The sequence below is a fragment of the Loktanella sp. F6476L genome, assembly GCF_023015725.1.
Taxonomy (GTDB): domain Bacteria; phylum Pseudomonadota; class Alphaproteobacteria; order Rhodobacterales; family Rhodobacteraceae; genus Yoonia.
Window position 1 is genome coordinate 482,754 of record NZ_JALKAR010000001.1, and the last position, 21,899, is coordinate 504,652.

Annotated in this window: 24 protein-coding genes and 2 tRNA genes; 13 read left to right on the top strand and 13 right to left on the bottom strand. The window is 56.1% G+C overall.

The window, feature by feature from the left end:
• From soxC to MWU61_RS02515, 7 genes are all read left to right on the top strand, one after another.
• Entirely contained in the window at nucleotides 1-1,272 is a 1,272-nt protein-coding gene (gene soxC / locus MWU61_RS02485; RefSeq protein ID WP_247126519.1) for a sulfite dehydrogenase, read from the top strand.
• Nucleotides 1,256-2,476, top strand: a complete 1,221-nt coding sequence (locus MWU61_RS02490) for a c-type cytochrome (protein ID WP_247126521.1) — start codon at nucleotides 1,256-1,258, stop codon at nucleotides 2,474-2,476. Before soxC ends, MWU61_RS02490 begins: the two co-directional genes overlap by 17 nt.
• Nucleotides 2,473-3,168, top strand: a complete 696-nt coding sequence (locus MWU61_RS02495) for a c-type cytochrome (protein ID WP_247126523.1) — start codon at nucleotides 2,473-2,475, stop codon at nucleotides 3,166-3,168. The genes MWU61_RS02490 and MWU61_RS02495 overlap by 4 nt, the downstream gene beginning before the upstream one ends.
• Before the next feature lie 28 nt (nucleotides 3,169-3,196).
• Nucleotides 3,197-4,459, top strand: coding sequence for an NAD(P)/FAD-dependent oxidoreductase (locus tag MWU61_RS02500; RefSeq protein WP_247126524.1), 1,263 nt, complete (start codon nucleotides 3,197-3,199; stop codon nucleotides 4,457-4,459).
• A 78-nt stretch (nucleotides 4,460-4,537) separates the two neighbouring features.
• Nucleotides 4,538-4,969, top strand: coding sequence for a DUF302 domain-containing protein (locus MWU61_RS02505; protein WP_247126526.1), 432 nt, complete (start codon nucleotides 4,538-4,540; stop codon nucleotides 4,967-4,969).
• Between the two features lie 7 nt (nucleotides 4,970-4,976).
• Nucleotides 4,977-6,197: a 5-aminolevulinate synthase gene (hemA, locus tag MWU61_RS02510; protein WP_247126528.1), complete on the top strand. Its 1,221-nt coding sequence runs from the start codon at nucleotides 4,977-4,979 to the stop codon at nucleotides 6,195-6,197.
• A 49-nt stretch (nucleotides 6,198-6,246) separates the two neighbouring features.
• Nucleotides 6,247-7,308: a YeeE/YedE family protein gene (locus MWU61_RS02515; protein ID WP_247126530.1), complete on the top strand. Its 1,062-nt coding sequence runs from the start codon at nucleotides 6,247-6,249 to the stop codon at nucleotides 7,306-7,308.
• A 7-nt stretch (nucleotides 7,309-7,315) separates the two neighbouring features.
• Here MWU61_RS02515 and MWU61_RS02520 read toward each other — a convergent pair whose 3' ends face one another.
• The 3 genes from MWU61_RS02520 to MWU61_RS02530 all read right to left on the bottom strand — a co-directional run bounded on the left by MWU61_RS02520 (nucleotide 7,316) and on the right by MWU61_RS02530 (nucleotide 9,446).
• Nucleotides 7,316-8,260 carry an MBL fold metallo-hydrolase gene (locus MWU61_RS02520; protein ID WP_247126532.1) on the bottom strand — a complete coding sequence of 315 codons (945 nt, stop codon included), beginning with the start codon at nucleotides 8,258-8,260 and terminating at the stop codon, nucleotides 7,316-7,318.
• Nucleotides 8,257-9,174 (bottom strand): MBL fold metallo-hydrolase, encoded by a 918-nt coding sequence (locus tag MWU61_RS02525; protein ID WP_247126534.1) that lies wholly within the window; start codon nucleotides 9,172-9,174, stop codon nucleotides 8,257-8,259. The genes MWU61_RS02520 and MWU61_RS02525 overlap by 4 nt, the downstream gene beginning before the upstream one ends.
• 188 nt (nucleotides 9,175-9,362) lie before the next feature.
• Nucleotides 9,363-9,446, bottom strand: a tRNA-Tyr gene (locus MWU61_RS02530).
• A 123-nt stretch (nucleotides 9,447-9,569) separates the two neighbouring features.
• Here MWU61_RS02530 and rlmB point away from each other — a divergent pair.
• From rlmB to MWU61_RS02545, 3 genes are all read left to right on the top strand, one after another.
• The gene (rlmB, locus tag MWU61_RS02535) at nucleotides 9,570-10,352 is read left to right on the top strand and encodes a 23S rRNA (guanosine(2251)-2'-O)-methyltransferase RlmB (protein WP_247126536.1); all 783 of its coding nucleotides are present in this window, start codon (nucleotides 9,570-9,572) and stop codon (nucleotides 10,350-10,352) included.
• Nucleotides 10,353-10,369: 17 nt separating this feature from the next.
• Nucleotides 10,370-10,681, top strand: a complete 312-nt coding sequence (locus MWU61_RS02540) for a hypothetical protein (RefSeq protein ID WP_247126537.1) — start codon at nucleotides 10,370-10,372, stop codon at nucleotides 10,679-10,681.
• A 188-nt stretch (nucleotides 10,682-10,869) separates the two neighbouring features.
• The gene (locus MWU61_RS02545) at nucleotides 10,870-11,337 is read left to right on the top strand and encodes a CoA-binding protein (protein WP_247126539.1); all 468 of its coding nucleotides are present in this window, start codon (nucleotides 10,870-10,872) and stop codon (nucleotides 11,335-11,337) included.
• A gap of 48 nt (nucleotides 11,338-11,385) precedes the next feature.
• On the opposite strand, the gene MWU61_RS02550 is transcribed toward MWU61_RS02545, so the two are convergent.
• Nucleotides 11,386-11,691, bottom strand: a complete 306-nt coding sequence (locus MWU61_RS02550; protein WP_247126541.1) for a phosphoribosyl-ATP diphosphatase — start codon at nucleotides 11,689-11,691, stop codon at nucleotides 11,386-11,388.
• Entirely contained in the window at nucleotides 11,688-12,449 is a 762-nt protein-coding gene (hisF, locus tag MWU61_RS02555) for an imidazole glycerol phosphate synthase subunit HisF (protein ID WP_247126543.1), read from the bottom strand. Before hisF ends, MWU61_RS02550 begins: the two co-directional genes overlap by 4 nt.
• Nucleotides 12,450-12,527: 78 nt before the next feature.
• On the opposite strand from hisF, the gene MWU61_RS02560 reads away from it, so the two are divergent.
• A complete protein-coding gene (locus MWU61_RS02560; RefSeq protein WP_247126545.1) occupies nucleotides 12,528-12,974 on the top strand; it encodes a DUF302 domain-containing protein in 447 nt (148 codons plus the stop codon).
• Between the two features lie 63 nt (nucleotides 12,975-13,037).
• Here the strand turns inward: MWU61_RS02560 and hisA are convergent, their stop codons facing one another.
• Complete coding sequence (hisA, locus tag MWU61_RS02565; protein ID WP_247126547.1) at nucleotides 13,038-13,757, bottom strand: 1-(5-phosphoribosyl)-5-[(5-phosphoribosylamino)methylideneamino]imidazole-4-carboxamide isomerase; 720 nt, start codon at nucleotides 13,755-13,757, stop codon at nucleotides 13,038-13,040.
• A 135-nt stretch (nucleotides 13,758-13,892) separates the two neighbouring features.
• Between hisA and MWU61_RS02570 the strand changes: the two genes are divergently transcribed.
• Complete coding sequence (locus tag MWU61_RS02570) at nucleotides 13,893-14,288, top strand: DUF2147 domain-containing protein (RefSeq protein WP_247126549.1); 396 nt, start codon at nucleotides 13,893-13,895, stop codon at nucleotides 14,286-14,288.
• A gap of 3 nt (nucleotides 14,289-14,291) precedes the next feature.
• Here MWU61_RS02570 and MWU61_RS02575 read toward each other — a convergent pair whose 3' ends face one another.
• From MWU61_RS02575 to hisB, 3 genes are all read right to left on the bottom strand, one after another.
• Complete coding sequence (locus MWU61_RS02575; RefSeq protein ID WP_247126551.1) at nucleotides 14,292-14,816, bottom strand: transglycosylase SLT domain-containing protein; 525 nt, start codon at nucleotides 14,814-14,816, stop codon at nucleotides 14,292-14,294.
• A gap of 89 nt (nucleotides 14,817-14,905) precedes the next feature.
• Complete coding sequence (hisH, locus tag MWU61_RS02580) at nucleotides 14,906-15,544, bottom strand: imidazole glycerol phosphate synthase subunit HisH (protein ID WP_247126553.1); 639 nt, start codon at nucleotides 15,542-15,544, stop codon at nucleotides 14,906-14,908.
• Nucleotides 15,541-16,128: an imidazoleglycerol-phosphate dehydratase HisB gene (gene hisB / locus MWU61_RS02585; protein ID WP_247126555.1), complete on the bottom strand. Its 588-nt coding sequence runs from the start codon at nucleotides 16,126-16,128 to the stop codon at nucleotides 15,541-15,543. Before hisB ends, hisH begins: the two co-directional genes overlap by 4 nt.
• A 168-nt stretch (nucleotides 16,129-16,296) precedes the next feature.
• Between hisB and MWU61_RS02590 the strand changes: the two genes are divergently transcribed.
• Nucleotides 16,297-16,998, top strand: coding sequence for an alpha/beta hydrolase (locus MWU61_RS02590; protein WP_247126556.1), 702 nt, complete (start codon nucleotides 16,297-16,299; stop codon nucleotides 16,996-16,998).
• Nucleotides 16,999-17,078: 80 nt separating this feature from the next.
• On the opposite strand, the gene MWU61_RS02595 is transcribed toward MWU61_RS02590, so the two are convergent.
• From MWU61_RS02595 to MWU61_RS02610, 4 genes are all read right to left on the bottom strand, one after another.
• Nucleotides 17,079-17,153 (bottom strand) — tRNA-Gly (locus MWU61_RS02595).
• Nucleotides 17,154-17,456: 303 nt separating this feature from the next.
• A complete protein-coding gene (locus MWU61_RS02600) occupies nucleotides 17,457-17,852 on the bottom strand; it encodes a VOC family protein (RefSeq protein WP_247126558.1) in 396 nt (131 codons plus the stop codon).
• A complete protein-coding gene (locus tag MWU61_RS02605) occupies nucleotides 17,849-18,235 on the bottom strand; it encodes an MAPEG family protein (protein ID WP_247126560.1) in 387 nt (128 codons plus the stop codon). Before MWU61_RS02605 ends, MWU61_RS02600 begins: the two co-directional genes overlap by 4 nt.
• Before the next feature lie 158 nt (nucleotides 18,236-18,393).
• A complete protein-coding gene (locus MWU61_RS02610; RefSeq protein ID WP_247126562.1) occupies nucleotides 18,394-21,837 on the bottom strand; it encodes a pyruvate carboxylase in 3,444 nt (1,147 codons plus the stop codon).
• Nucleotides 21,838-21,899 lie beyond the last annotated feature (62 nt).

The window sequence follows — 21,899 nt, forward strand, 5'->3', positions numbered from 1 at the left end:
ATGAGTAATATTTACAAAGGTCTGAAACCGTCTCGCCGGAATTTTCTGCGCGGTGCAGCGGCCAGCGGGGCCGCGTTGGTCGGCGGTGCGACAGGTGTGCGCGCTGCTGGCGATCCGCTGATTACTGAAAAACAACCGTGGTCGCAGTACCTTGGTGCAGGCGTGGATGAGGCCCCATATGGGATGCCGTCAAAGTTTGAGGCACACGTGCGCCGGCAAGACGTGCCATGGTTGACCGCTGATCCGATCAGTTCAATCAACTTCACACCGCTGCATGAACTCGACGGGATTATCACGCCGAATGGTGTCTGTTTTGAACGGCACCACGGCGGTGTGGCGGAAATCGCGCCGCAAGATTATCGTTTGATGATCAACGGCTTGGTGGATCGCTCGCTCGTCTTCACCATGGACGACCTGATGCGGTTCCCGCGTGAAAACCACGTTTATTTCCTTGAATGTGCGGCGAATTCCGGCATGGAATGGGCGGGATCACAGCTGAATGGCTGTCAGTTCACCCACGGCATGATCCACAACGTGATGTATACGGGCATCCCGCTGCGTCTGTTGCTGGAAGAAGCTGGTGTGAAGACATCCGGCAAATGGTTGCTTCCGGAAGGCGCGGATGCATCTGGTATGACCCGTTCGATCCCAATGGAAAAAGCGATGGACGACTGTCTTGTCGCGTTCAAGATGAACGGTGAAGCGTTGCGTCCGGAGCAGGGGTATCCAGTCCGACTGGTTGTTCCCGGTTGGGAAGGCAACATGTGGATCAAGTGGCTGCGTCGCATCGAAGTGGGTGACCAGCCGTGGCATCACCGCGAGGAAACATCGAAATACACCGACCTGCTGGCGAACGGTCAGGCGCGGAGGTTTACGTGGGAAATGGACGCAAAGTCCGTGATCACCAGCCCAAGCCCGCAAAAACCGATCACACATGGTCCGGGACGTATGGTGCTGACGGGTGTGGCTTGGTCCGGTCGCGGCACGATCCCGCGCGTGGATGTCACACTCGATGGCGGTATCACATGGCACATGGCGCGGATGTCAGGGCCAAGCATGGATAAGTCGATTCACCGTTTCTACTTCGATTTCGAATGGGACGGAAAACCGATGCTGCTACAAAGCCGTGCGCACGACAGCACGGGTTACGTTCAGCCGACCAAAGATGCATTGCGTGCGATCCGCGGCGAAAACTCAATCTATCATAACAACAGCATCCAAACATGGTCTGTGAACGAACAAGGGGTGGCTGAAAATGTCGAAATTTCTTAAGATTTTCGCGCCTGCAGGGGCGGGTGCCGCCTCTATGTTGACGATGGCTTATGTTTTGGCCGACCAGTTTATCGTTGATATGCCAGCGCCTGTGCGCGGTACGCTTGTGCAGCCTGCGCATGCGCAAGACACGGCGACCACGGCGGAAGAGCCGATGGCGCAAGACGCACCGATGGTCGTGATGGCCGCCGCAGAAATCCCCGAAGGCGGTTTTGGTCTTGGTCGCGATGCGCTTGCTGAAGAAATCGCCGCTTGGGATATCGACGTACGCCCTGACGGTCAGGGCTTGCCTGCAGGTAGCGGTGATGTGTGGACCGGCGAAGAAGTCTTCGTTGAAAAATGCGCCGCTTGCCATGGTGATTTTGGTGAGGCCGTTGGCCGTTGGCCCGTGCTTGCGGGTGGTCGTGATACATTGTCTGACGACGATCCAGTCAAGACAATCGGGTCCTACTGGCCATATCTTTCCACGGTTTATGACTATGTGAACAGAGCGATGCCATTCGGTGAGGCGCAGTCGCTTGAACCGGATGAGATCTACGCGATCACCGCCTATCTGCTCTACGTCAATGATCTGGTCGAAGATGACTTCACTCTGACGAACGAAAACTTCCTCGACGTCGAAATGCCGAACACGGACAATTTCTTTATGGATGACCGTCCGGAGGTCGAACTGCCGTTGTTCGTATCGGCTGACGTTTGCATGGAGAACTGCAAAGACAGTGTCGAGATCACGATGCACGCCAGCGTCCTTGATGTGACACCGGATGATGAAGAAGAAACAGCTGAAGCTGCAGAACCTGCTGTTGAAGCAGAGGTCGTCGTTGAAGAACCAGTCGCCGAAGAAGCAGCTGTAGAAGAGGTCGCAGTCGCGGCCGTTGATCCGGCTTTGGTTGAAGCTGGCGAAGGCGCGTTCCGTCAGTGTAAATCTTGCCACCAAGTCGGCGAAGGCGCTGTCAATCGCAGTGGCCCACAATTGAACGGGATCGTGAACCGCACTATCGGTAGCGTCGAAGGGTTCCGGTATTCCGGCACATTTAACGATGCGCGCGACGCAGGCGACGTTTGGACCGAAGAGATGCTCGCGGCATTTCTCGCTGATCCCAAAGGCACCATGGCGGGCACCAAAATGTCGTTCCGTGGTGTGCGTAACGAAGACGATATCACGGCGCTCATCGCATATCTCAAGAGCTTTGGCACCGAATGATCAGGACTGTCTGCGTTACCATAGGTCTTTGGGCCGCATCGTCTGCCAGCGCACAGCTGAACGGGGATGCGGTGCGCGGTGAAGAAATCTATGCCAAATGCGCAGGTTGTCATAAGATTGGGGAAGGGGCGGTTGACCGGATTGGCCCACATCTGAACCACATCTTTGATAGGCCTGCGGGTGCGTCCGAAGGGTTCCGGTATTCCAACGGGTTTCGTCGGGCGGCTGATGGGGGGCTCACGTGGGACTATGAAACGCTGGATGCGTTCATTGAAAACCCACGGGCGTTGGTGACCCAAACAAGGATGAGCTTTCGTGGCATGCCGGACCCGCAAGACCGGGCTGATCTGATCGCGTATCTTCGAGCGTTTTCTGATAACCCGCAGGACATTCCTGAATCTGCCCCAACGGCACAAGCCGTTGACCATTCGGTCGCCCCTGAAATCTTGGCCATCGTGGGTGATCCGGGTTATGGCGAATACCTGTCGGGCGAATGCACGTCGTGCCACCAGACGAGCGGTGCGGGCGACGGTATCCCCGCAATTACCCAATGGCCAACCGAGGATTTTGTGACAGCGATGCATGCATACAAAGATGGTGTGCGTGCCCATCCCGTCATGCAGATGATGGCGGGACGTCTGTCCAATGAGGAAATCGCGGCCCTTGCTGCGTATTTTAAGGACGTCGAATAAATCGATGCCAATTAGGGAGGATGACAACATGTCATTGAATAGAAGAACATTTATGGCGGCTGCATCTGCTGCTGTAACGGCGCTTTCTGCACCGATGGTATTAGCACAAGGGCGTCCGCGCGTTGTAATTGTGGGCGGGGGCGCTGGTGGGGCGACTGCTGCACGTTACATCGCTAAAGACAGCGACGGCGCGATTGATGTCACGCTGATTGAACCATCACGCCAGTACTACACATGCTTCTTTTCCAACCTTTACCTTGGCGGTTTCCGCGAGATGAATTCGCTTGGCCATAGCTATGGCGGCTTGGCGGCGGACTACGGCATTAACGTTGTGCACGACTGGGCGACTGGCGTGGACCGTGATGCAAAAACAGTTGCGTTGGCTGGTGGCGGTGCTGTGCCATACGACCGTTTGATCCTATCACCCGGCATTGATTTCATCGAAGGGTCGGTCGCTGGTTGGGATCTCTCATCACAAAACGCGATGCCGCACGCGTATAAGGCAGGGTCGCAGACTGAGCTGCTGAAAGCGCAAATCATGGCGATGCCCGAAGGCGGTACATTCGCAATGGTCGCCCCGCCGAACCCGTATCGTTGCCCACCTGGTCCATACGAACGGGTGTCGATGGTTGCGCATTTGCTGAAGAATACAAACCCGACCGCGAAAATCCTGATCGTTGATCCAAAAGAGAAATTCTCGAAGCAGGGTCTGTTTGAAGAAGGGTGGGCGAAACATTACGACGGTATGATCGAACGCGTTGGCCCCGATTTTGGCGGCGACAACGTGACTGTCGATGCCAACGCGATGACCGTCGATATTGATGGCGAAGTGACCAAGGTTGACGCCTGTAACGTGATTCCAGCCATGAAAGCTGGCCACATTGCCGAAATGGCTGGCATCACCGAAGGGAACTGGGCGCCTGTCAACGCGGCCGACATGTCATCAAAGATGGACGAAAATATCCATGTTCTTGGTGATGCATGTGCGCAGGGCGACATGCCGAAATCGGGCTTCTCTGCAAATTCACAAGCAAAGGTCTGCGCCAACGCGGTGCGTGGTGCCTTGACCGGATCCACCGTGTTCCCTGCGCGTTTTGCGAACACGTGCTGGTCATTGATCGACACAGACGACGGTGTGAAAGTTGGCGCAACCTACGAAGCCACTGACGAAAAGATCGCCAAGGTCGACGGGTTTATCAGTGCAACGGGCGAAACGTCCGAAGTGCGGGCTGCGACGTACCGTGAATCCGTGGGTTGGTATGACGGCATCACGTCCGACATGTTTGGGTAAGGTCTGCTGGGGTCTTGACCTGTATCAAGGCCCCACAGCCCGACGCGACCTATCGTAAAGTCACAAGGAGGAACGATTATGAAAACTGCTTATATGACTGCGCTACTTGCTGCGATGGCCACCAACGCCATGGCAGAAGATTCCACGATTTACGCGTTTGACGGCACCTTTGAAGATGCGACCTTTGCTGTCGAAAGTGCTATCCTCGATCAGGGCCTCGTGATTGATTACGTCAGCCGCACGGGCGAGATGTTGGCGCGGACCGGGCCCGACCTTGGTAGCGACGTCGACCTGTTCGCCGCTGCCGACATTTTTGTTTTTTGCTCGGCAAAGCTGTCGCGCGAAGTGATGGAAATCAATCCCATGAATATCGCGCATTGCCCTTATGGTATCTTCGTGGCCGACCAAGCCGGAGACGTCAGTATCGGCTACCGCAACTATCCAGAGGGCGAAATGCAAATGGTCCAATCCTTCTTGGATGACATCGTGCAGGACGCTTTGGGCGAATAGGAACGACATGAACTACTCTGCTTTTTTTGACCAAACGCTGACTGATCTAAAGGACGACGGAAATTACCGTGTGTTTGCTGATCTCGAACGGCATCGCGGCGATTTTCCGAAAGCCACCAATCGCGGGGACAAAACCCGCGAGGTGACGATCTGGTGCTCGAATGATTACCTTGGCATGGGCCAGCATCCAGACGTTATCGCGGCGATGCATGACGCGTTGGACACGGTCGGGGCAGGGGCAGGTGGGACGCGCAACATATCAGGCACGACCCACCATCACGTTGTTTTGGAACATGAATTGGCGGACTTACATGGCAAAGAGGCGGCGTTGTTGTTCACGTCGGGCTATGTGTCGAACTGGGCTGCTCTTGGTACTTTGGCCGCGAAAATTCCCGATTGTCTGGTGCTGTCGGATGCGCTGAACCATGCGTCAATGATTGAAGGCATCCGTCATTCCAAAGCTGATCGGCAGATTTGGCGGCATAACGATCTGGACCACCTCGAAGAATTGCTGGCCGCACAACCGCTTGATCGTCCGAAACTGATTGCCTTTGAAAGCGTCTATTCGATGGACGGGGATATCGCGCCGATTGAGGCGATTTGTGATCTTGCCGAAAAATACAATGCGCTGACCTATATCGACGAAGTTCACGCCGTTGGTCTTTATGGCCCGCGCGGCGGCGGCATCGCGGAACGCGAAGAATTGATGCACCGGATCGACGTGATCGAAGGCACGCTTGGTAAGGCGTATGGCGTTGTCGGTGGCTACATCGCGGCCAGTGCGGCGTTGTGCGATTTCGTGCGGTCCTTTGCGAGCGGCTTTATCTTTACGACGGCGTTGCCTCCTGCCGTGGCGGCAGGCGCTGCCGCGTCTATCAAACATCTGAAGTCGAGCCAGACAGAGCGTGACATCCATCAGTCCAAAGTGGCTGAAGTCCGTGCAAGGCTAGATGCCGCTGGCATCCCGCATATCGACAACCCGAGCCATATCATCCCCGTGATGGTCGGTGATCCGGTGAAGTGCAAATACCTGTCCGACATTTTGATGGCAGAGCACGGTATCTACATCCAGCCGATCAACTACCCGACGGTGCCCAAAGGCACCGAACGGTTGCGGATTACGCCGTCGCCAGTGCATTCGGCCGACGACATTGATGCATTGATCGGCGCGTTGGAAGATTTGTGGCATCAATGCGAATTGGCCCGCATTCCAATGGCCGCCCAGTAGATTGACGTAAGTCAATGCAGGGTGGTGCCTGACCGATTAGGTCAATGATATGTTAGAAAGTGCACTTGAAAACTATGGCGATGGCGTTGTGCTGGTTTGCTTTGGCGCACTGGTTGGCATCTTGTTTGGGGCCGCGGCGCAGCATTCCAAGTTTTGTTTGCGGGCCTCAACCGTCGAGGTCGCAGAGGGCCAATTTGGCCCACGCTTGTCGATCTGGTTGGCCGCCTTCACGATGGCGGTTGCCACCGTTCAGACCATGATCGTTCTGGGCTGGTTAGACGTCTCTGACAGCCGCCAAATCGCGAATCCCGGTAGTCTGTCCGGCGCGATTATCGGCGGTTTGATGTTTGGTGTCGGAATGGTTCTAGCACGCGGTTGTGCAAGCCGCCTGTTGGTCTTGTCGGCTACTGGGAATCTGCGCGCCCTGATCACCGGACTGGTGCTGACGTTGGTTGCGCAGGCGTCACTGCGTGGGGTCCTGTCACCTGCGCGCGAGGCGCTGAGCGGTTTGTGGATGGTGTCCGGCGGCACTGATCGTGACTTACTGGCGCAGCTTGGGCTGACATCTGGCATCGCGGCTTTAATCGCAGGTGCCGCCTTGTTGATCGCGCTTCTTTTTGCGGCGTCTCGCAAGGTTCCGTCGACCCAAATCATCGCGGGCATCGGGGTTGGGTTAGCCGTATCTTTGGGCTGGCTGGTCACCTATCTGGTCGCGATGACGTCCTTCGACGTTGTGGCTGTGACGTCGGTGACTTTCACAGGGCCTGCCACGGATACGTTGATGGGCTTGGTCAGCAACCCGCAATTGCCGCTTGGGTTTGGTGTCGGACTTGTACCGGGCGTATTCGTGGGCGCTGGGGCTATGGCGCTGTGGAAAGGCGAGGCGAAGATCCAACGCTTCGGCGCTGACAATCCGCTTGAGAACTACTTGATTGGTGCCGCACTGATGGGTTTCGGCAGCATGTTGGCGGGGGGATGTGCGGTCGGCGCAGGGCTGTCGGGCGGCGCAATCTTTGCCGTGACCGCTTGGGTCGCCGTTGGATCAATGTGGATCGGTGCGATGGTGACGCACCGGATCATCACCTGCAGGCCCATCATGCGAACAGCGTAGTCGTGTTCTATTCGAATTCCATTTGTTCGTAGACACGGCCTGCATTCTTTGTGGCCAGTTCTTCGAACGTATCAAGGTGCAAATAGGGCGACTGATCTACGTAATATGCGTCCGCAAGCCCGCCGCCGTTATCAAGATGTTCGCCGACTTTGCCGCGCAAATATTCTAGATAGCCCTTCGTATACAGACGGACTTGATCCATATTCGTCGGATGCCCGTGGCCCGGAATAACATAAGTTGCGTTCAAAGCTTCGAATTCTGTATCCCACGTTTCGAGCCAATCAAGGGTATAGGTATCTTCAAAAACCGGCAGCATACGTTCGTGAAACGCCATGTCGCCTGCAATCACAAGATCTTGGTTCGGCAGCCAAACAACCACGTCGCCCGCGCTATGGGATGGACCTAAGTAACGTGCTTCGATTCGGTAATCGCCGAGTTCAACGATATAGTCGTCCTCGAAGGTTTCGGTTGGGCCTTGCAACACGGTGCCAGCATGTCGGTCGCGGTTCATCCGTTCGGCATTTGCGATGATCTGGCCACCGCGATCCGCAAATTCGGCTGCGGCATCGACATGGGCAATGATCGGAACGTCTTGGGTTGCCCAATAGGAATTGCCGAGCATCGCATGGCCTTGGCCGTTTTCGTTGATGACAAGAACAACAGGTTCATCTGTCCGCGCTTTGATCTCGGCATGCAGCGCCTCACCCAATCCAAATGATCCACCGCCGTTGATCACAACCACGCCTTCGCCTGTGACGATAAAGCTGAGGTTGTTATTGTGGCCCGCGTTTTCATATGTCGGCGGGGCTGTGGCCCCGATGGCGCTGAATACGCCGGGAATGAATTCGACGGGTGCACTGTAAAGCAACGATCCCGGATATTGATCGGCAATGTCTTCATTGGCGATAGCTGTTGTAGCGGTGCAGGCCGCGATCAAAACGGTAGGTTTCATGTTTCTTCTCCGACGAAGATGTATCTGCTATCGCGTTTCTCGGCGCGGCCAAGCCCACCGCCGGGCAGGTGGAACCCAACGAACCGCATCTGGTCTTGGGTCAACTGATCCAACAAACCTGCACGGGTTTTTGCCCCTAAGGTGGGATCCTGATCCGAATTCGAATGCCACGTTGGCTGTTCAAAACCGATGTGGTGATTGCCAATTGCATCGCCCACAATCATGATCGTTTCTGTCCCGACCTGAATCGCGAACGCCATATGTCCGGGCGTGTGGCCCGGTGTTGCGCGTGCGGTCACACCCGGCAGTACTTCCGCGCCATCCGCAAAGAACGTTATGCGATCTGCAATCTCAGCCAACCGGTTGGCAGCGCCGACTGCGAAGGCCTGCCGATCTGACCGGATCGTCGAAACGGTGTTCGGATTGGTCCAATAATCCCATTCGGTTTGCCCGATGTGATAGGCGGCTTCAGGGAACCAGAGATCGCCAAAGTCATCCAGCAGGCCCCACAGATGATCTGGATGCGCATGGGTAAACACGACGTCCGTGATATCAAATGGATCGACGCCTAGCTGGTCCAAGGCGTCGCTGAGCTTACCAGCACTCGGCATGAAATCAGCACCTGACCCGACATCGAACAGCACTGTCCGATCAGCCGTGCGCAGTAATGTGACGTTGCAGTCGGGGGATACGGTTTCACCGACCAATCCGTTACGCGTCAGAATTTCATTCGCGCTGGGCGCAGGCATGTCGCCCAAGACAAACGAACGCGGCAAAACAAGATGCCCGTCGCTCAGCGTGTGCAGCTTGGTATCGCCTGCAACGACAGCGGACTGTGCCCACGTCATGCGTGGCGTCGCAAGTGTCACGCTTGCGGCGGCAACTGATTGAAGCAGGGCACGTCTGCGGATCATCGAAACATCCTCAAATATTCTGTTTTGTGAATATTAATGTGCAGAACGCGGTGCTGAAAGTCAAATGAAGCTTCGGGTGTTTAATGGGGGCGGGCGCACGCGCATCTAAAGGTACCCTTAAGTTATTGAAAAGCGCCGCGAACGGTCTTTTCTTAAGGGCATCTTTAGATGCAATCACTGTGCGTGAATGGTGGGCGACCCTGGAATCGAACCAGGCGTGAGTCGCCTCGAGGGAGTTACAGTCCCCTGCCACACCTTGCGGCCTGTCGCCCACTAGGCGGCTGATTACCGATGCCACATCACCCCGTCAACCGCAAAAAGCCACTCTTTTGCCCCCCTTCACAGTTTGTTTCGAACGCGGTAGGCAGCGGGGTCTCAAAGCGTCAGGAAAACAGATGAAAAAGCCAAAGTGGGTTGTTGCAAAAGAACAAGCAAAACGGGTGGCTGCGAATGAAACAGTCTGGTTGTTTGGCATCCATGCGGTGCGTGACGCGCTTGAAAATCCCAAACGTGTGAAGCTGCGGCTTGTTGTGACGCGCAATGCGATGGACAAACTAGCTGATGCGATCGGGAAGGCGGGCATTGAGCCTGAAATCTCTGATCCACGTAAATTTGCGGCACCGCTTGATCCGCAGTCAGTCCACCAAGGGGCTGCTTTGGAAGTGAAACCGCTGGATTGGGGCAAAATCGAAGACATCGCGCTGGGTGGTGCGGATGATTCAGGTCCACCGCGCATTGTTCTGCTCGACCGTGTAACCGACCCGCATAACGTCGGGGCGATTCTGCGGTCTGCTGAAGTGTTTGGCGCACGGGCCGTGGTTGCGATGAACCGCCATGCTGCCCCCGAAACAGGTGCTTTGGCAAAAACCGCCAGTGGTGCGTTGGAACGGCAACCCTACGTGCGGGTCCGCAATCTGGCCGACACGATGATTGCACTGAAAGACATGGGGTATCTGGTGCTGGGCCTTGATGGGACCGCTGAACAGACAATCGAACAGGCTGTCGAAGGTAAGCGCGACCGCGCCATTGCGCTCGTGATGGGCGCCGAAGGACCGGGTTTGCGCGAAAAAACGCTGGAGACCTGCGATTCTTTGGTGAAAATTGACTATGCGGGCGGATTTGGGTCGCTCAACGTCTCAAATGCGGCGGCTGTCGCCCTATATGCTTCTAAAGGGTAAGCAAAAAGGGCTGCTGGATGACGATCACCAAGGTTGGGACATGTTGCTATTGCGGAACGAAAGCGGCTTTGGTGTTACGCGGATCAGAGCGGCACGAACTTAGCTGCAGCACATGTGGTGCGCCGCTACATGCGCTTAAGATTCTCCCGCAAAAGGCAGCGGAGCCTGTGCGCCCAAAAGCGGTATCTCATCGCCCAAAGCCGCAAAAGGTTCGCGATTATGAGAACGCCAAACATCGCGTGAAACCCGGTAAGCGCCGGAAATCCAAAAGCCTTGGCCGCAAGATATGGTCAGAGGTTTGGGACGTTGTCGAAGACATCTTTGACTGATCATGCGCGTTAAGAACGTGTTCACGTTTTGCTGATCAACTCTTGGATATGCGAATACTAACCCCAAATTCGTAATAAGACACGGCATCGGAACCTGCCTGTCTGTCTTACTGTCCCTCGTTCCATACCTTGCGCCCGGGTTTTCCCTGGGCGCTTTTTTCTTTCGGGACCGCGGTCTAGGGTGAACCATGACGTATTCAGATGACTTTCTGCGCAGGATCCTGCGCCGTGCCAAAACAATCGCAATTGTCGGGGTGTCTGCCAAAGAAGTCCGGCCAAGCTATTTTGTGGCGAGGTACCTGCAGCTGAAAGGTTATCGGATTATTCCGGTAAACCCTGGGATCGCAGGACAAACGCTTTTTGGGGAAAAAGTGTACCCCGATTTACAAAGCATCCCTGACGCCGTTGATATGGTCGATATTTTCCGCAGATCGGACGCGGTGCCGGGCATTGTTAACGAGGCACTGGCGCGGTGGCCTGATTTACAGACGATCTGGATGCAGATTGGTGTGGAACACGCCGGTGCCGCAGCCGTGGCAGAGGCGCGCGGTGTTGATGTTGTCCAGAACCGTTGTCCGAAGATTGAATATCAGCGGCTGATGGGCGAATTGCGGATGGGTGGGTTCAACACCGGAATAATTTCTTCGAAATTATGAAGGGGCGCTGCCCCTTGTGATCCCCGAGATATTTTTGACCAAAAGAAGTTAGCGAGACGCCTTTTCGGCGATGCCGGACTGTGTGGTCCGCGATGCGAGTTCGGCTTCGATATCGGCGAGTGTGACGTCACGCGCGGCGCACATCACCAGCAAGTGGTAAATCGCATCAGCGGCTTCCGAGGTCAGTTTCGCTTTGTCGCCTTTGATGGCTTCGATGATCGCTTCGATCGATTCTTCACCGAACTTTTCCGCGCACTTTTCCGGACCCTTGGCGAGCAGTTTTGCGGTCCAGCTGCTGTCCGGATCTGCGCCTTTGCGGGCGGCGATTGTGGCGGCGAGGTCGTGAATGCTCATGCGGTTCTCATCGGGATGCCGGCGTTTTCCATGTGGGTCTTCGCCTCTGCTATGGAGTAGGTGCCGAAGTGGAAGATGGACGCCGCGAGTACGGCGGATGCGCCGCCTTCGGTGACGCCTTCAACAAGGTGATCCAGCGTGCCAACACCGCCTGATGCAATGACAGGCACGTTGACTGCGTCGCTGACGGCGCGGGTCAGTGGCAGGTTGAAGCCCGATTTCGTGCCGTCGCGGTCCATGGAAGTCAGAAGGATCTCACCTGCGCCTTTTTCCACAACTGTGCGTGCGAATTCCACGGCGTCGATGCCGGTGGCACGGCGCCCCCCGTGGGTGAAGATTTCCCAGCGGCCCGGTTCCACGGTCTTTGCGTCAATCGCCACAACGATACATTGGCTGCCGAAACGCATCGCGGCTTCTGCCACCACGTCTGGATTGGCCACCGCTGCTGAATTGAAACTAACCTTGTCGGCCCCTGCGAGTAGAAGGTTGCGCACATCGTGATGTGTTCGTACCCCGCCGCCAATCGTCAACGGCATGAAACATTGTTCGGCGGTCCGCGTTGCCAGATCGAACATCGTGCCCCGATTTTCTTCGGTGGCCATAATGTCGAGGAAGCAAAGTTCGTCGGCGCCGGCTGCGTTATAGGCGATGGCCGCATCAACGGGATCGCCCGCGTCGATAAGGTCCACAAAGTTCACGCCTTTCACGACACGCCCTTCGGCGACGTCCAGGCAGGGGATGATGCGTGTTTTCAACATGCCGTGAGGTTTAGGGGGAATCGTATCGCTTGGAAAGGTGCTGTGTCATGTGTTGGGCTCCCTTATGAGGAGAAAACGATGAAACGTATACTGACTGCCATGACGACGGCACTTTCCCTGATTGGAGCCCCATTGATGGCCGAGACGATCACTCAAAATTCGCCTAAATCCGTATCTGCCACGATGGACGCGCTTCAGGCTGCTGTTGAAGGCGCGGGTGCGACTGTATTTGCGCGTGTCAACCACGGCGCAGGGGCGGCATCGGTCGAGATGGAGCTTACAGATGCGGAGCTGTTGATTTTTGGCAATCCACGGCTCGGCACGCCTGCGATGCAGGCTGACATTCACGCGGGTCTGCAATTACCGCTGCGCGTGCTGGTGTACGCGGGCGACAATGGGACGGTTGTCGCTTACGAAAGCGTCGAGACATTGTTTGACGGGTTGGATGTGCCGTTGGACGCTGAATTTGCTCAGCGCATGACGGGTGCATTGGCAATGCTGACCGGCAAGGCCATCGCGGAGTAGGCCCAACGGCTTCTTTGCGGATTTTCGGAAAAAGGGGCGGCGTAACCGCTGCCCCTTGTTTTGTTATGCAGTGATCAGGGCCATTGCTTCGGCCAGATCGATGGCCCCATCATAAAGCGCACGGCCCGAAATTGCGCCGGAAATCACGTTTGTTTCTTTGAGCGCTTTGAGGTCTGCAAGCGACGACACACCGCCAGACGCGATCACCGGGATATCGACGGCACGGGCGAGCGCGGCAGTCGCATCAATATTTGGGCCCTTCATCGCACCATCACGCAGAATGTCAGTGTAGATGATCGCGGCAATCCCTGCGTCCTCAAAGGATTTGGCCAGATCGGTAACCATGACGTCGGTTTCTTCAGCCCAGCCGCGTGTGGCGACACGGCCGTTACGTGCATCAAGGCCGACAGCTACTTGGTTCGGGAACGCCTTTGCAGCTTCGCGCACCAAATCCGGGTTTTCGACAGCGACCGTGCCAAGAATCACGCGGGTCAAACCGCGGTCCAGCCAACGTTCGATCGTGGCCATGTCGCGGATACCGCCACCCAATTGTGTCGGGACCTTGCAGGCCTTTAGGATCGCCTCAACTGGTGCGGCGTTTACCGGTTCCCCTGCAAACGCACCGTTCAGGTCAACAAGGTGCAGCCATTCGCAACCCGCTTCAACAAAGCTGCGCGCCTGTGCGGCCGGATCGTCGTTGAAGACGGTTGTTTGATCCATATCGCCGTGCACAAGCCGCACAGCGTTACCGTCTTTAAGATCAATTGCGGGATAAAGGATCATGGCACTACTCCGGTTGCTTGGCCGCTTTCTACAGTCGGGGGCGTGGAATGCAATGCGTGCCCGACCCAACGTCATTGTTGCTTTGCGACCGTGCTCGCGCCCAATCTGCGACATCACTTACGGGAGGAAGAGAAAATGAAGACTTTGGTATTGGCGGCGGTTGCTGCGATGTCGATGGCGACCACTGCTGTGGCGCAAGAAGCCGTCTATGGCGAATGGAAATCCCAGCCGGGCGAAACCGGTGGTTACATCCACGTACGCCTTGGACCGTGTGGGGCAAACGTGTGCGGTGAAATCACGCAAGTGGTTGGCAACGACAACACGTCCATTGTTGGCCGGACGATCATTCAGGGCATGTCACCGCAGGGTGGCGGATCTTATACCGGCGGCACGATCTGGGCGCCTGATACAGACAAAACGTACAAATCCGACATGACCATGAACGGTAACAATTCAATGGTTGTTCGCGGTTGTGTTGGTGTTTGCACAGCGCTGACAAGCCGTTCACAGACGTGGACGCGTGTACGCTAAATCCTACAGAAGTTGCGCCTCAGCGGTGCAGCTTCGTTCCCCACCGGGACGCAGGCCAGTTTCGACAAGTAGGTCGCGATCCCGCGCTGCGTAATAATATCCGCGCGCATACCAACTGACAGCCGTTGCTTCGTCGCCATTTGAAAGCAACCAAGCCCCACGCAGATATCGTCCCGCATAAAGCAAATTCGTTTCCGCATTCAGCAGGCTGTCTGGCGTGCCGCGATGCCCCATCGTGCGGGCAGTCTGCGGCAAAATCTGCATCAAACCCCAGTAAGGACCGTTGCGTGCACCCGCACGATAATCGCTTTCGCGTTGGATCACGCGGTGCAGCAGACTTTCGGGAATGCCGTGGCAGGCCGCATATTTCTGCACCAAGGTCCGCATTTCGCGGGTTTCACCAGGGTAAAGTCCAATGTCGTCGCGTGTGCCTTGCGATTGCGCTGCGACCTCTGGCGATCTTACGGGAATGAAACCGCAACTGGCGACAGAGCAGGCAAGGGCGAGACACATCAAACGCTGAAACATGAGTAGCTTTCTAGGGTTGTTTCCAGAAAGCTAACGCAACTTGGCTCATAACGGTAGTCAGGGTTTCCCGACGAGCAAACCGTCGCCGTTTACGGCTTCCACGACAGGAAGTTGCCAATCATTCGCAGGCCAGTGTCTTGGCTCTTCTCGGGATGGAACTGCATCCCGATGATATTGTCTCGTCCGACAATAGCAGTGATGTCGCCTGCGTAATCAACATGCGCCAGACGTTCAGCCGGATTGGTGACCGTCATCGCATAGGAATGGACGAAATACGCGTGCTCGCCTGTTTCAATGCCCTCAAGAACCGGATGCGGATTGTCGATCACCAGATCGTTCCAGCCCATATGCGGAATCTTCAAGGAAGGGTCGGATGGTGTTATTTTGCGAATATCGCCTGCAATCCAGCCAAAACCAGCGGTTGGTTCATATTCGTGACCTGTTGTCGCGAGCATCTGCATGCCGACGCAAATACCCATGAAGGGGACGGCGCGCGCGGTCACGGCCTCTGTGATTGCATCGCCAAGTCCCGTGCGTGCCAGCAATTCAGCGCGGCAATGCGGGAATGCACCGTCGCCTGGCAACACGATCCGGTCGGCCTTGGCCACGATGTCAGGGTCGGCGGTGACGTGAATTGCGCCACTGCCAACCTCCGCAGCCATTCGTTCAAACGCCTTTTGCGCCGAATGCAAATTGCCGCTGTCGTAATCGATCAGAACAGTGGTCATAGAGCACCCTTAGTCGACGGAATAGCGTCTGCTTTACGTGGATCGGTTTCCAGCGCATCGCGCAACGCGCGCGCTACGGACTTAAACGCGGCTTCGACGATGTGGTGGGCGTTAAACCCGTGCAGCTTGTCGATGTGCAGCGTGATGCCGCCGTGTGTCGACAGCGCTTGGAAAAACTCGCGAACCAGTTCCGTGTCGAACGTTCCGATCTTGCCGAATGGCAGATCAAGGTTGCAGATCAGATAGGGGCGTGCGGACAGATCAAGCGCACAGCGGACTTGCGCGTCGTCCATCGCAAGGTGACACGACCCGTAGCGCACGATGCCCTTTTTATCGCCCATCGCTTCGGTCAAGGCTTGGCCAATGGCGATGCCCACGTCCTCGACCGTGTGGTGGTCGTCGATGTGCAGGTCACCCGATGCCCGTACTGTCATATCAATCAACGCATGGCGCGACAGCTGGTCCAGCATGTGGTCAAAGAAACCCACACCCGTCTGGTTGTCATAAATCCCTGTGCCATCAAGGTTTAGGGTAACGGTGATGTCGGTTTCAGCCGTTTTGCGCGTGATCGTTGCAGTCCGCATGGGAACCTCCGTAGGCGTTGCAGGCCGCTTATAGGCGTGCGGCGGGCAGGGGCCAAGATGGTGCGTGACGAATATGGACAGATGTGGCGAGAAGGCAGGAATACCCGACTTTGGCGGATGCGTCGGCTGTCATAGGGTGACGGCATTCCAGATACAAAGGATTGCGTCATGATCCACTTTTACCACGGTCTGATCGGGGACCACCGTCATTTTGCGCAGGTCGTTGCGCGGCTTGAGAATGGCGTCGGTCGGTGCCACGCGCCAGATATTCCGTTTCTGGATCAAGACTATAGCGATGCTGTCGAAGATCTGCGCGACACGGGACTGCGACCGACGGTGCGTGTCGGCAATTCCATCGGGTGCGCCTTGGCTGTTGCGTTAGCGGGCGATGACGATCAGTTGATCCTGACGGCCCCGCCGTTTGATTACAGTCGCGGGATGGTTCCATTACGCAAAGCGTTCGTACGTCAGTGGATCAAAGGTCTTTACGTCCAACATGGTGCGATCAAAGGCGAAGCTGCGCTTCTACAGCACGCAATGGCCCAAGTGCACGGGTTGCTTGAAAGCAGGGCACAGATCAAACGGTTGCGGCAGTACAAATCAGCGGCGCAATCTTTCTGGGGCGATCCACGTTTGGTCGACCTTCAAGACCGGATCACCTTTGTCATCGGGGATGCGGATGACACAACGCCCACCGCACGTTTTCTGCAAACAGTGAAGCGGCGTCTGCCACGCGCAAAAGTCGAAGTTTGGGCGAACTGCGGTCACGCGGTACCTTTAGATGCACCGGACCGGTTGGCTGCTTTGATCCGGCATCGGTCCATCGGACTGCCTGGGCGGCAGTCACAACCATTCGCGTTAAGTGCTTGAAAATATTGGTCCAGAAACGACGAAGGGCCGCCTGAAGGCGACCCTGCCGTGACACTCACTGGGTAGGTGAGTATCCAACTTGGAGCGGGCGAGGCGATTCGAACGCCCGACCCTAACCTTGGCAAGGTTATGCTCTACCCCTGAGCTACGCCCGCTTCCTGTTGGTAAGGGGGGATTTAAGGGGTGTTGCGGATGGCCGCAAGACCAAAATTACACTGATTTCACATTTTTCTAATTTTGGGCCGGAAGGCCTTATTTATAGGGCATTTAGGGCCGCAGGTTTTTGCTGGATCATGAGGAGCGGCGCAAATTTTACACGTCATGGCAGCAAGATCGATCGCCCTGTGGTGCGATGATACCGTAGTTGCGTGAATCGTTGGCCGAAGGTGCTTGAAGCAGTTAGTCATTTTGCGAATCTTGGGCCAAGAAATTTCGACCCAAGATTCATTTTTTCGAAATTAATCCGCAGCTTGCGCAAATTCGATGAGATCCCAGCGATTGCCGAACGGATCTTGGAAGACGGCAACGGTCCCGTAGGGTTCAACACGCGGCGTTTCTTCGAAATGGACGCCTTTTGCCACCATCGCCGCGTGATCATTTGCGAAATCATCCGTTTCAAGAAACAGCCAAACACGGTCGCCGCCTTGTTTGCCGATGTAATCGCGCTGATCGCCCACAGCGCGTGCCAGCAGGAAATTGGTTTGGTTGTCCGGGTGGCCGACGCGGACCCAGCGCTTTGTTTCATCAATCCTGTCATCTTGCAGCAGGTCAAAGCCAAGCGTGCCAACAAAGAATGCGATCCCCGCGTCGTAGTCGGGCACGAGGATCGCGAGCATGGAAAGATGTTTCGTCATAGCAGGCTATGCAGAATCAGACCGACAGCGCCAACGGCCTGCATCAATGTGGTCAGAATCATGCCGTATGTCCGGTAAGAGAAATTCATCGGGTGCACCCAGAACGCCATGGCGTGCAGCAACCGGCCCGCAAACAGCATCAGACCAAGGATATGAACTGCCAAACCGGGAGCACCTTGCAGTTCGACGCAGGCCAGAATGATCAGGCCAATCGGTGTATATTCGGTAAAGTTCGCCTGACCGCGCACCCGTTGGCGCAGATCTTTGCTGTCCGCATCGCCAAGCGAGACGCGATTGGCACGCCGGAAAAAGATAACGCGGTACGATAGCGCCAGAAAGATGAGGGTCAGAAGACCCACGTAGAGCGATGTGATGGGAAGCATGTCTATGTCCTGTGATATGTCATCGCAGGCTATAGGGCCGGATCATGCGCGGCTAGGTATTTTTCTGATGAAAAATGTGAGGGCTTTGCCCTCAAACTCCCAGGATATTTGCGGCCAAAAGAAAGGCAGCGAGGACCATGCCCCGCTGCCGATTAGATTTATTCAAGCTCGACGAGCAGGTCTTTGGCGTCGATCTGGCCACCAGCCGCTACGTGAACAGTTTTGATCGTCGCGTCGCGGTCTGCGTGGATACCGGTTTCCATTTTCATCGCTTCGATGGTCAGCAGCAGATCGCCTTCTTTGACTTTTTGACCTGCGGAAACAGCAACGGTCGCCACAACACCCGGCATTGGTGCGCCGATGTGATCTGCGTTGCCTGCTTCGGCTTTTGGACGCTGCACTTTTTCAGACGCGGCGAGACGGTTCATCACGCGAATTGTCCGTGGCTGACCGTTGAGTTCGAAGAACACCTTAACTTCGCCGTCTTCGTTCATGTCGGACACGGCCTGCATGCGGATTTCCAGCGTCTTGCCGGGGTCAATTTCCGCCGCGATTTCTTCGCCCGGTTCCATGCCGTAGAAGAAGGTCTTGGTCGGCAATGTGCGCACAGGGCCATACGTCCGGTGGCGGCCCATGTAATCAAGGAAGACTTTCGGGTACATCAGGTAGCCGTTGAGGTCTTCGTCGTCGATGACACGTCCATCCAGCAGATCACTGAGTTCCTTGCGGGTAGCATCCAGATCGACTGGGGGCAGGTGCTGGCCGGGACGGTCTGTTGACGGCTTTTCGCCCTTCAGCACCTTCTTCTGAATTCCCTTTGGCCAGCCGCCCGGTGGTTGGCCAAGCGAGCCCTTCATCATGTCCACAACAGAGTCAGGGAAGACGACGTCGGTTTTCGGGTCTTCAACATCCGCGCGTGTCAGGTTTTGGCTCACCATCATCAAGGCCATGTCACCCACAACTTTGGAAGACGGTGTCACTTTGACGATATCGCCGAACATTTGGTTTACGTCCGCATAGGTCTGTGCGACCTCATGCCAGCGTTCTTCCAGACCCAAGGACCGTGCTTGCGATTTGAGGTTGGTGAACTGACCACCCGGCATTTCGTGCAGGTAGACTTCGGATGCGGGTGCTTGCAGACCGGATTCGAAGGCTTTGTAATGTTCGCGGACCTGTTCAAAATAGTTTGAAATCTCGCGGATCGCTTTCACATCAAGCCCGGTGTCACGGTCGGTGCCTTTCAGCGCCTCGACAATAGAACCAAGTGTCGGCTGCGATGTGTTGCCAGAAAAACTGTCCATCGCCGCATCCACAACATCCACGCCCGCCTCGGACACCGCCAGAACGGTTGCGATGGCGGCACCGGATGTGTCGTGTGTGTGGAAGTGGATCGGCAGACCGACCTCGTCTTTCAACGCTTTGACAAGCGCACGACCAGCGGCTGGTTTCAGCAGGCCAGCCATATCTTTCAGACCAAGCACGTGTGCGCCTGCGGCTTCCAGTTCTTTGGCCATGCCGATGTAGTATTTCAGGTCATATTTGGCCCGTGCAGGGTCCAGCATATCGCCGGTGTAGCAGATCGTACCTTCGATCACTTTGCCGGACTTGCCAACCGCATCCATCGCGACGCGCATGTTTTCAACCCAGTTCAGGCTGTCGAACACGCGGAACACGTCGACGCCGCTGTCTGCGGCTTGGCGCACGAATTCTTGCACGACGTTGTCAGGGTAGTTAGTGTAGCCGACCCCGTTGGACGCCCGCAAAAGCATTTGCGTCATGATGTTTGGCATCACCGCACGGATGTCGCGCAGACGCTGCCATGGGCATTCCTGCAAGAACCGGTACGCCACGTCGAACGTCGCACCGCCCCAGCATTCAACAGAGAACAGCTGGTTCATTTTTTGCGCGTAAGCAGGGGCCGCGTTGATCATGTCGATCGACCGCATGCGTGTGGCCAGCAAGGACTGGTGACCGTCACGCATTGTGGTGTCGGTGATCAGCAATTGGTTCTGATCGCGCATCCAGTTGGCCACAGCTTCCGGACCGAAATCGTCCAGAATGTTGCGTGTGCCGGGCACGACTTCAAGCGATGGTTTTACCGGTGGTTTAGGTGGTTTCACATCGGCAGCGGGCCGCGGACGGCCAGCCGTTTCAGGATGTCCGTTGACCGTGATGTCAGCAACATAGGTCAGGATTTTCGTGGCCCGATCGCGACGCTTTTTGAAATCCATCAGGCTTGGCGTCTCGTCGATGAATTTGGTGTGGTATTCATTGGACAAGAAAGTCGGATGCTTCAGCAGGTTTTCCACAAACGCAATGTTGGTCGACACGCCGCGAATACGGAATTCGCGCAGCGCACGGTCCATGCGGGCGATTGCCATTTCCGGTGTGGGCGCGCGGGCGGTCACTTTGGTCAGCAAAGAGTCGTAGTAACGCGTGATGACGGCGCCTGAATATGCGGTGCCGCCGTCAAGACGGATGCCCGGACCAGTTGCCGAACGATACATCTGGATGCGACCGTAATCGGGAATGAAGTTGTTTTGCGGATCTTCGGTTGTCACGCGGCATTGCAGCGCGTGGCCATCGAGTTGAACGTCGTACTGGGACGCGCAACCAGTCGCTTCGACCAAAGATTTGCCTTCTGCGATCAGGATTTGGGCGCGGACGATGTCGATGCCTGTCACTTCTTCGGTCACGGTGTGTTCCACCTGAACGCGCGGGTTTACTTCGATGAAGTAGAATTCGCCGCTGTCCATATCCATCAGGAATTCGACCGTACCGGCACATTCGTAGTTCACGTGCTGACAGATTTTCTTGCCAAGATTACAGATTTGTTCGCGCTGGGTGCCGGACAGATACGGGGCAGGGGCGCGTTCGACGACCTTTTGGTTCCGGCGCTGAACCGAACAATCGCGTTCCCACAGGTGGTAAATTTGGCCGTGGCTGTCGCCGAGAATTTGGACCTCTACGTGACGGGCACGCACAATCATCTTCTCTAGGAAACCAGCGCCGTTCCCGAATGCAGCTTCGGCTTCGCGACGCCCTTCAAGAATCTTTTCTTCAAGCTCTTCTTCAGAGTTGATGGCGCGCATACCGCGACCGCCGCCACCCCATGAGGCTTTCAGCATCAAAGGATAGCCAACTTCTGCAGCTTCCTTTTTGATCGCGTCCATATCGTCGCCCAGCACATCCGTCGCCGGAATTACCGGAACGCCTGCATCAACGGCCACGTTACGTGCAGAGGCTTTGTCGCCCAACATCCGCATTGTCGCGGCCTTTGGGCCGATAAAGGTGATGCCGTTGGCTTCGCAGGCGTCTACAAATTCAGGGTTCTCGGACAGAAGGCCATAACCCGGGTGGATTGCATCGGCGCCCGACATCTTTGCGACGCGGATGATTTCTTCGATGCTCAGGTAGGCGGCGACGGGACCAAGGCCCTCACCGATCCGATATGCCTCGTCCGCCTTGAACCGGTGCAGGCCCAATTTGTCTTCTTCGGCGTAAACCGCGACCGTCTTCTTTCCCATTTCGTTCGCCGCGCGCATGATGCGGATCGCGATTTCGCCGCGGTTCGCAATGAGAATTTTTTTGAAGTCAGTCATGGTCGTCCCTTTCGCAGTTGCGGCACCATTAGTTACAAAACGGCCTTTGTAAAGTTCGTATA

Bases quoted from the DNA above. Each gene is read 5' to 3' on its own strand.
- soxC (WP_247126519.1), top strand. From the start codon at position 1: ATGAGTAATATTTACAAAGGTCTGAAACCGTCTCGCCGGAATTTTCTG.
- MWU61_RS02490 (WP_247126521.1), top strand. From the start codon at position 1,256: ATGTCGAAATTTCTTAAGATTTTCGCGCCTGCAGGGGCGGGTGCCGCC.
- MWU61_RS02495 (WP_247126523.1), top strand. From the start codon at position 2,473: ATGATCAGGACTGTCTGCGTTACCATAGGTCTTTGGGCCGCATCGTCT.
- MWU61_RS02500 (WP_247126524.1), top strand. From the start codon at position 3,197: ATGTCATTGAATAGAAGAACATTTATGGCGGCTGCATCTGCTGCTGTA.
- MWU61_RS02505 (WP_247126526.1), top strand. From the start codon at position 4,538: ATGAAAACTGCTTATATGACTGCGCTACTTGCTGCGATGGCCACCAAC.
- hemA (WP_247126528.1), top strand. From the start codon at position 4,977: ATGAACTACTCTGCTTTTTTTGACCAAACGCTGACTGATCTAAAGGAC.
- MWU61_RS02515 (WP_247126530.1), top strand. From the start codon at position 6,247: ATGTTAGAAAGTGCACTTGAAAACTATGGCGATGGCGTTGTGCTGGTT.
- MWU61_RS02520 (WP_247126532.1), bottom strand. From the start codon at position 8,260: ATGAAACCTACCGTTTTGATCGCGGCCTGCACCGCTACAACAGCTATC.
- MWU61_RS02525 (WP_247126534.1), bottom strand. From the start codon at position 9,174: ATGATCCGCAGACGTGCCCTGCTTCAATCAGTTGCCGCCGCAAGCGTG.
- rlmB (WP_247126536.1), top strand. From the start codon at position 9,570: ATGAAAAAGCCAAAGTGGGTTGTTGCAAAAGAACAAGCAAAACGGGTG.
- MWU61_RS02540 (WP_247126537.1), top strand. From the start codon at position 10,370: ATGACGATCACCAAGGTTGGGACATGTTGCTATTGCGGAACGAAAGCG.
- MWU61_RS02545 (WP_247126539.1), top strand. From the start codon at position 10,870: ATGACGTATTCAGATGACTTTCTGCGCAGGATCCTGCGCCGTGCCAAA.
- MWU61_RS02550 (WP_247126541.1), bottom strand. From the start codon at position 11,691: ATGAGCATTCACGACCTCGCCGCCACAATCGCCGCCCGCAAAGGCGCA.
- hisF (WP_247126543.1), bottom strand. From the start codon at position 12,449: ATGTTGAAAACACGCATCATCCCCTGCCTGGACGTCGCCGAAGGGCGT.
- MWU61_RS02560 (WP_247126545.1), top strand. From the start codon at position 12,528: ATGAAACGTATACTGACTGCCATGACGACGGCACTTTCCCTGATTGGA.
- hisA (WP_247126547.1), bottom strand. From the start codon at position 13,757: ATGATCCTTTATCCCGCAATTGATCTTAAAGACGGTAACGCTGTGCGG.
- MWU61_RS02570 (WP_247126549.1), top strand. From the start codon at position 13,893: ATGAAGACTTTGGTATTGGCGGCGGTTGCTGCGATGTCGATGGCGACC.
- MWU61_RS02575 (WP_247126551.1), bottom strand. From the start codon at position 14,816: ATGTTTCAGCGTTTGATGTGTCTCGCCCTTGCCTGCTCTGTCGCCAGT.
- hisH (WP_247126553.1), bottom strand. From the start codon at position 15,544: ATGACCACTGTTCTGATCGATTACGACAGCGGCAATTTGCATTCGGCG.
- hisB (WP_247126555.1), bottom strand. From the start codon at position 16,128: ATGCGGACTGCAACGATCACGCGCAAAACGGCTGAAACCGACATCACC.
- MWU61_RS02590 (WP_247126556.1), top strand. From the start codon at position 16,297: ATGATCCACTTTTACCACGGTCTGATCGGGGACCACCGTCATTTTGCG.
- MWU61_RS02600 (WP_247126558.1), bottom strand. From the start codon at position 17,852: ATGACGAAACATCTTTCCATGCTCGCGATCCTCGTGCCCGACTACGAC.
- MWU61_RS02605 (WP_247126560.1), bottom strand. From the start codon at position 18,235: ATGCTTCCCATCACATCGCTCTACGTGGGTCTTCTGACCCTCATCTTT.
- MWU61_RS02610 (WP_247126562.1), bottom strand. From the start codon at position 21,837: ATGACTGACTTCAAAAAAATTCTCATTGCGAACCGCGGCGAAATCGCG.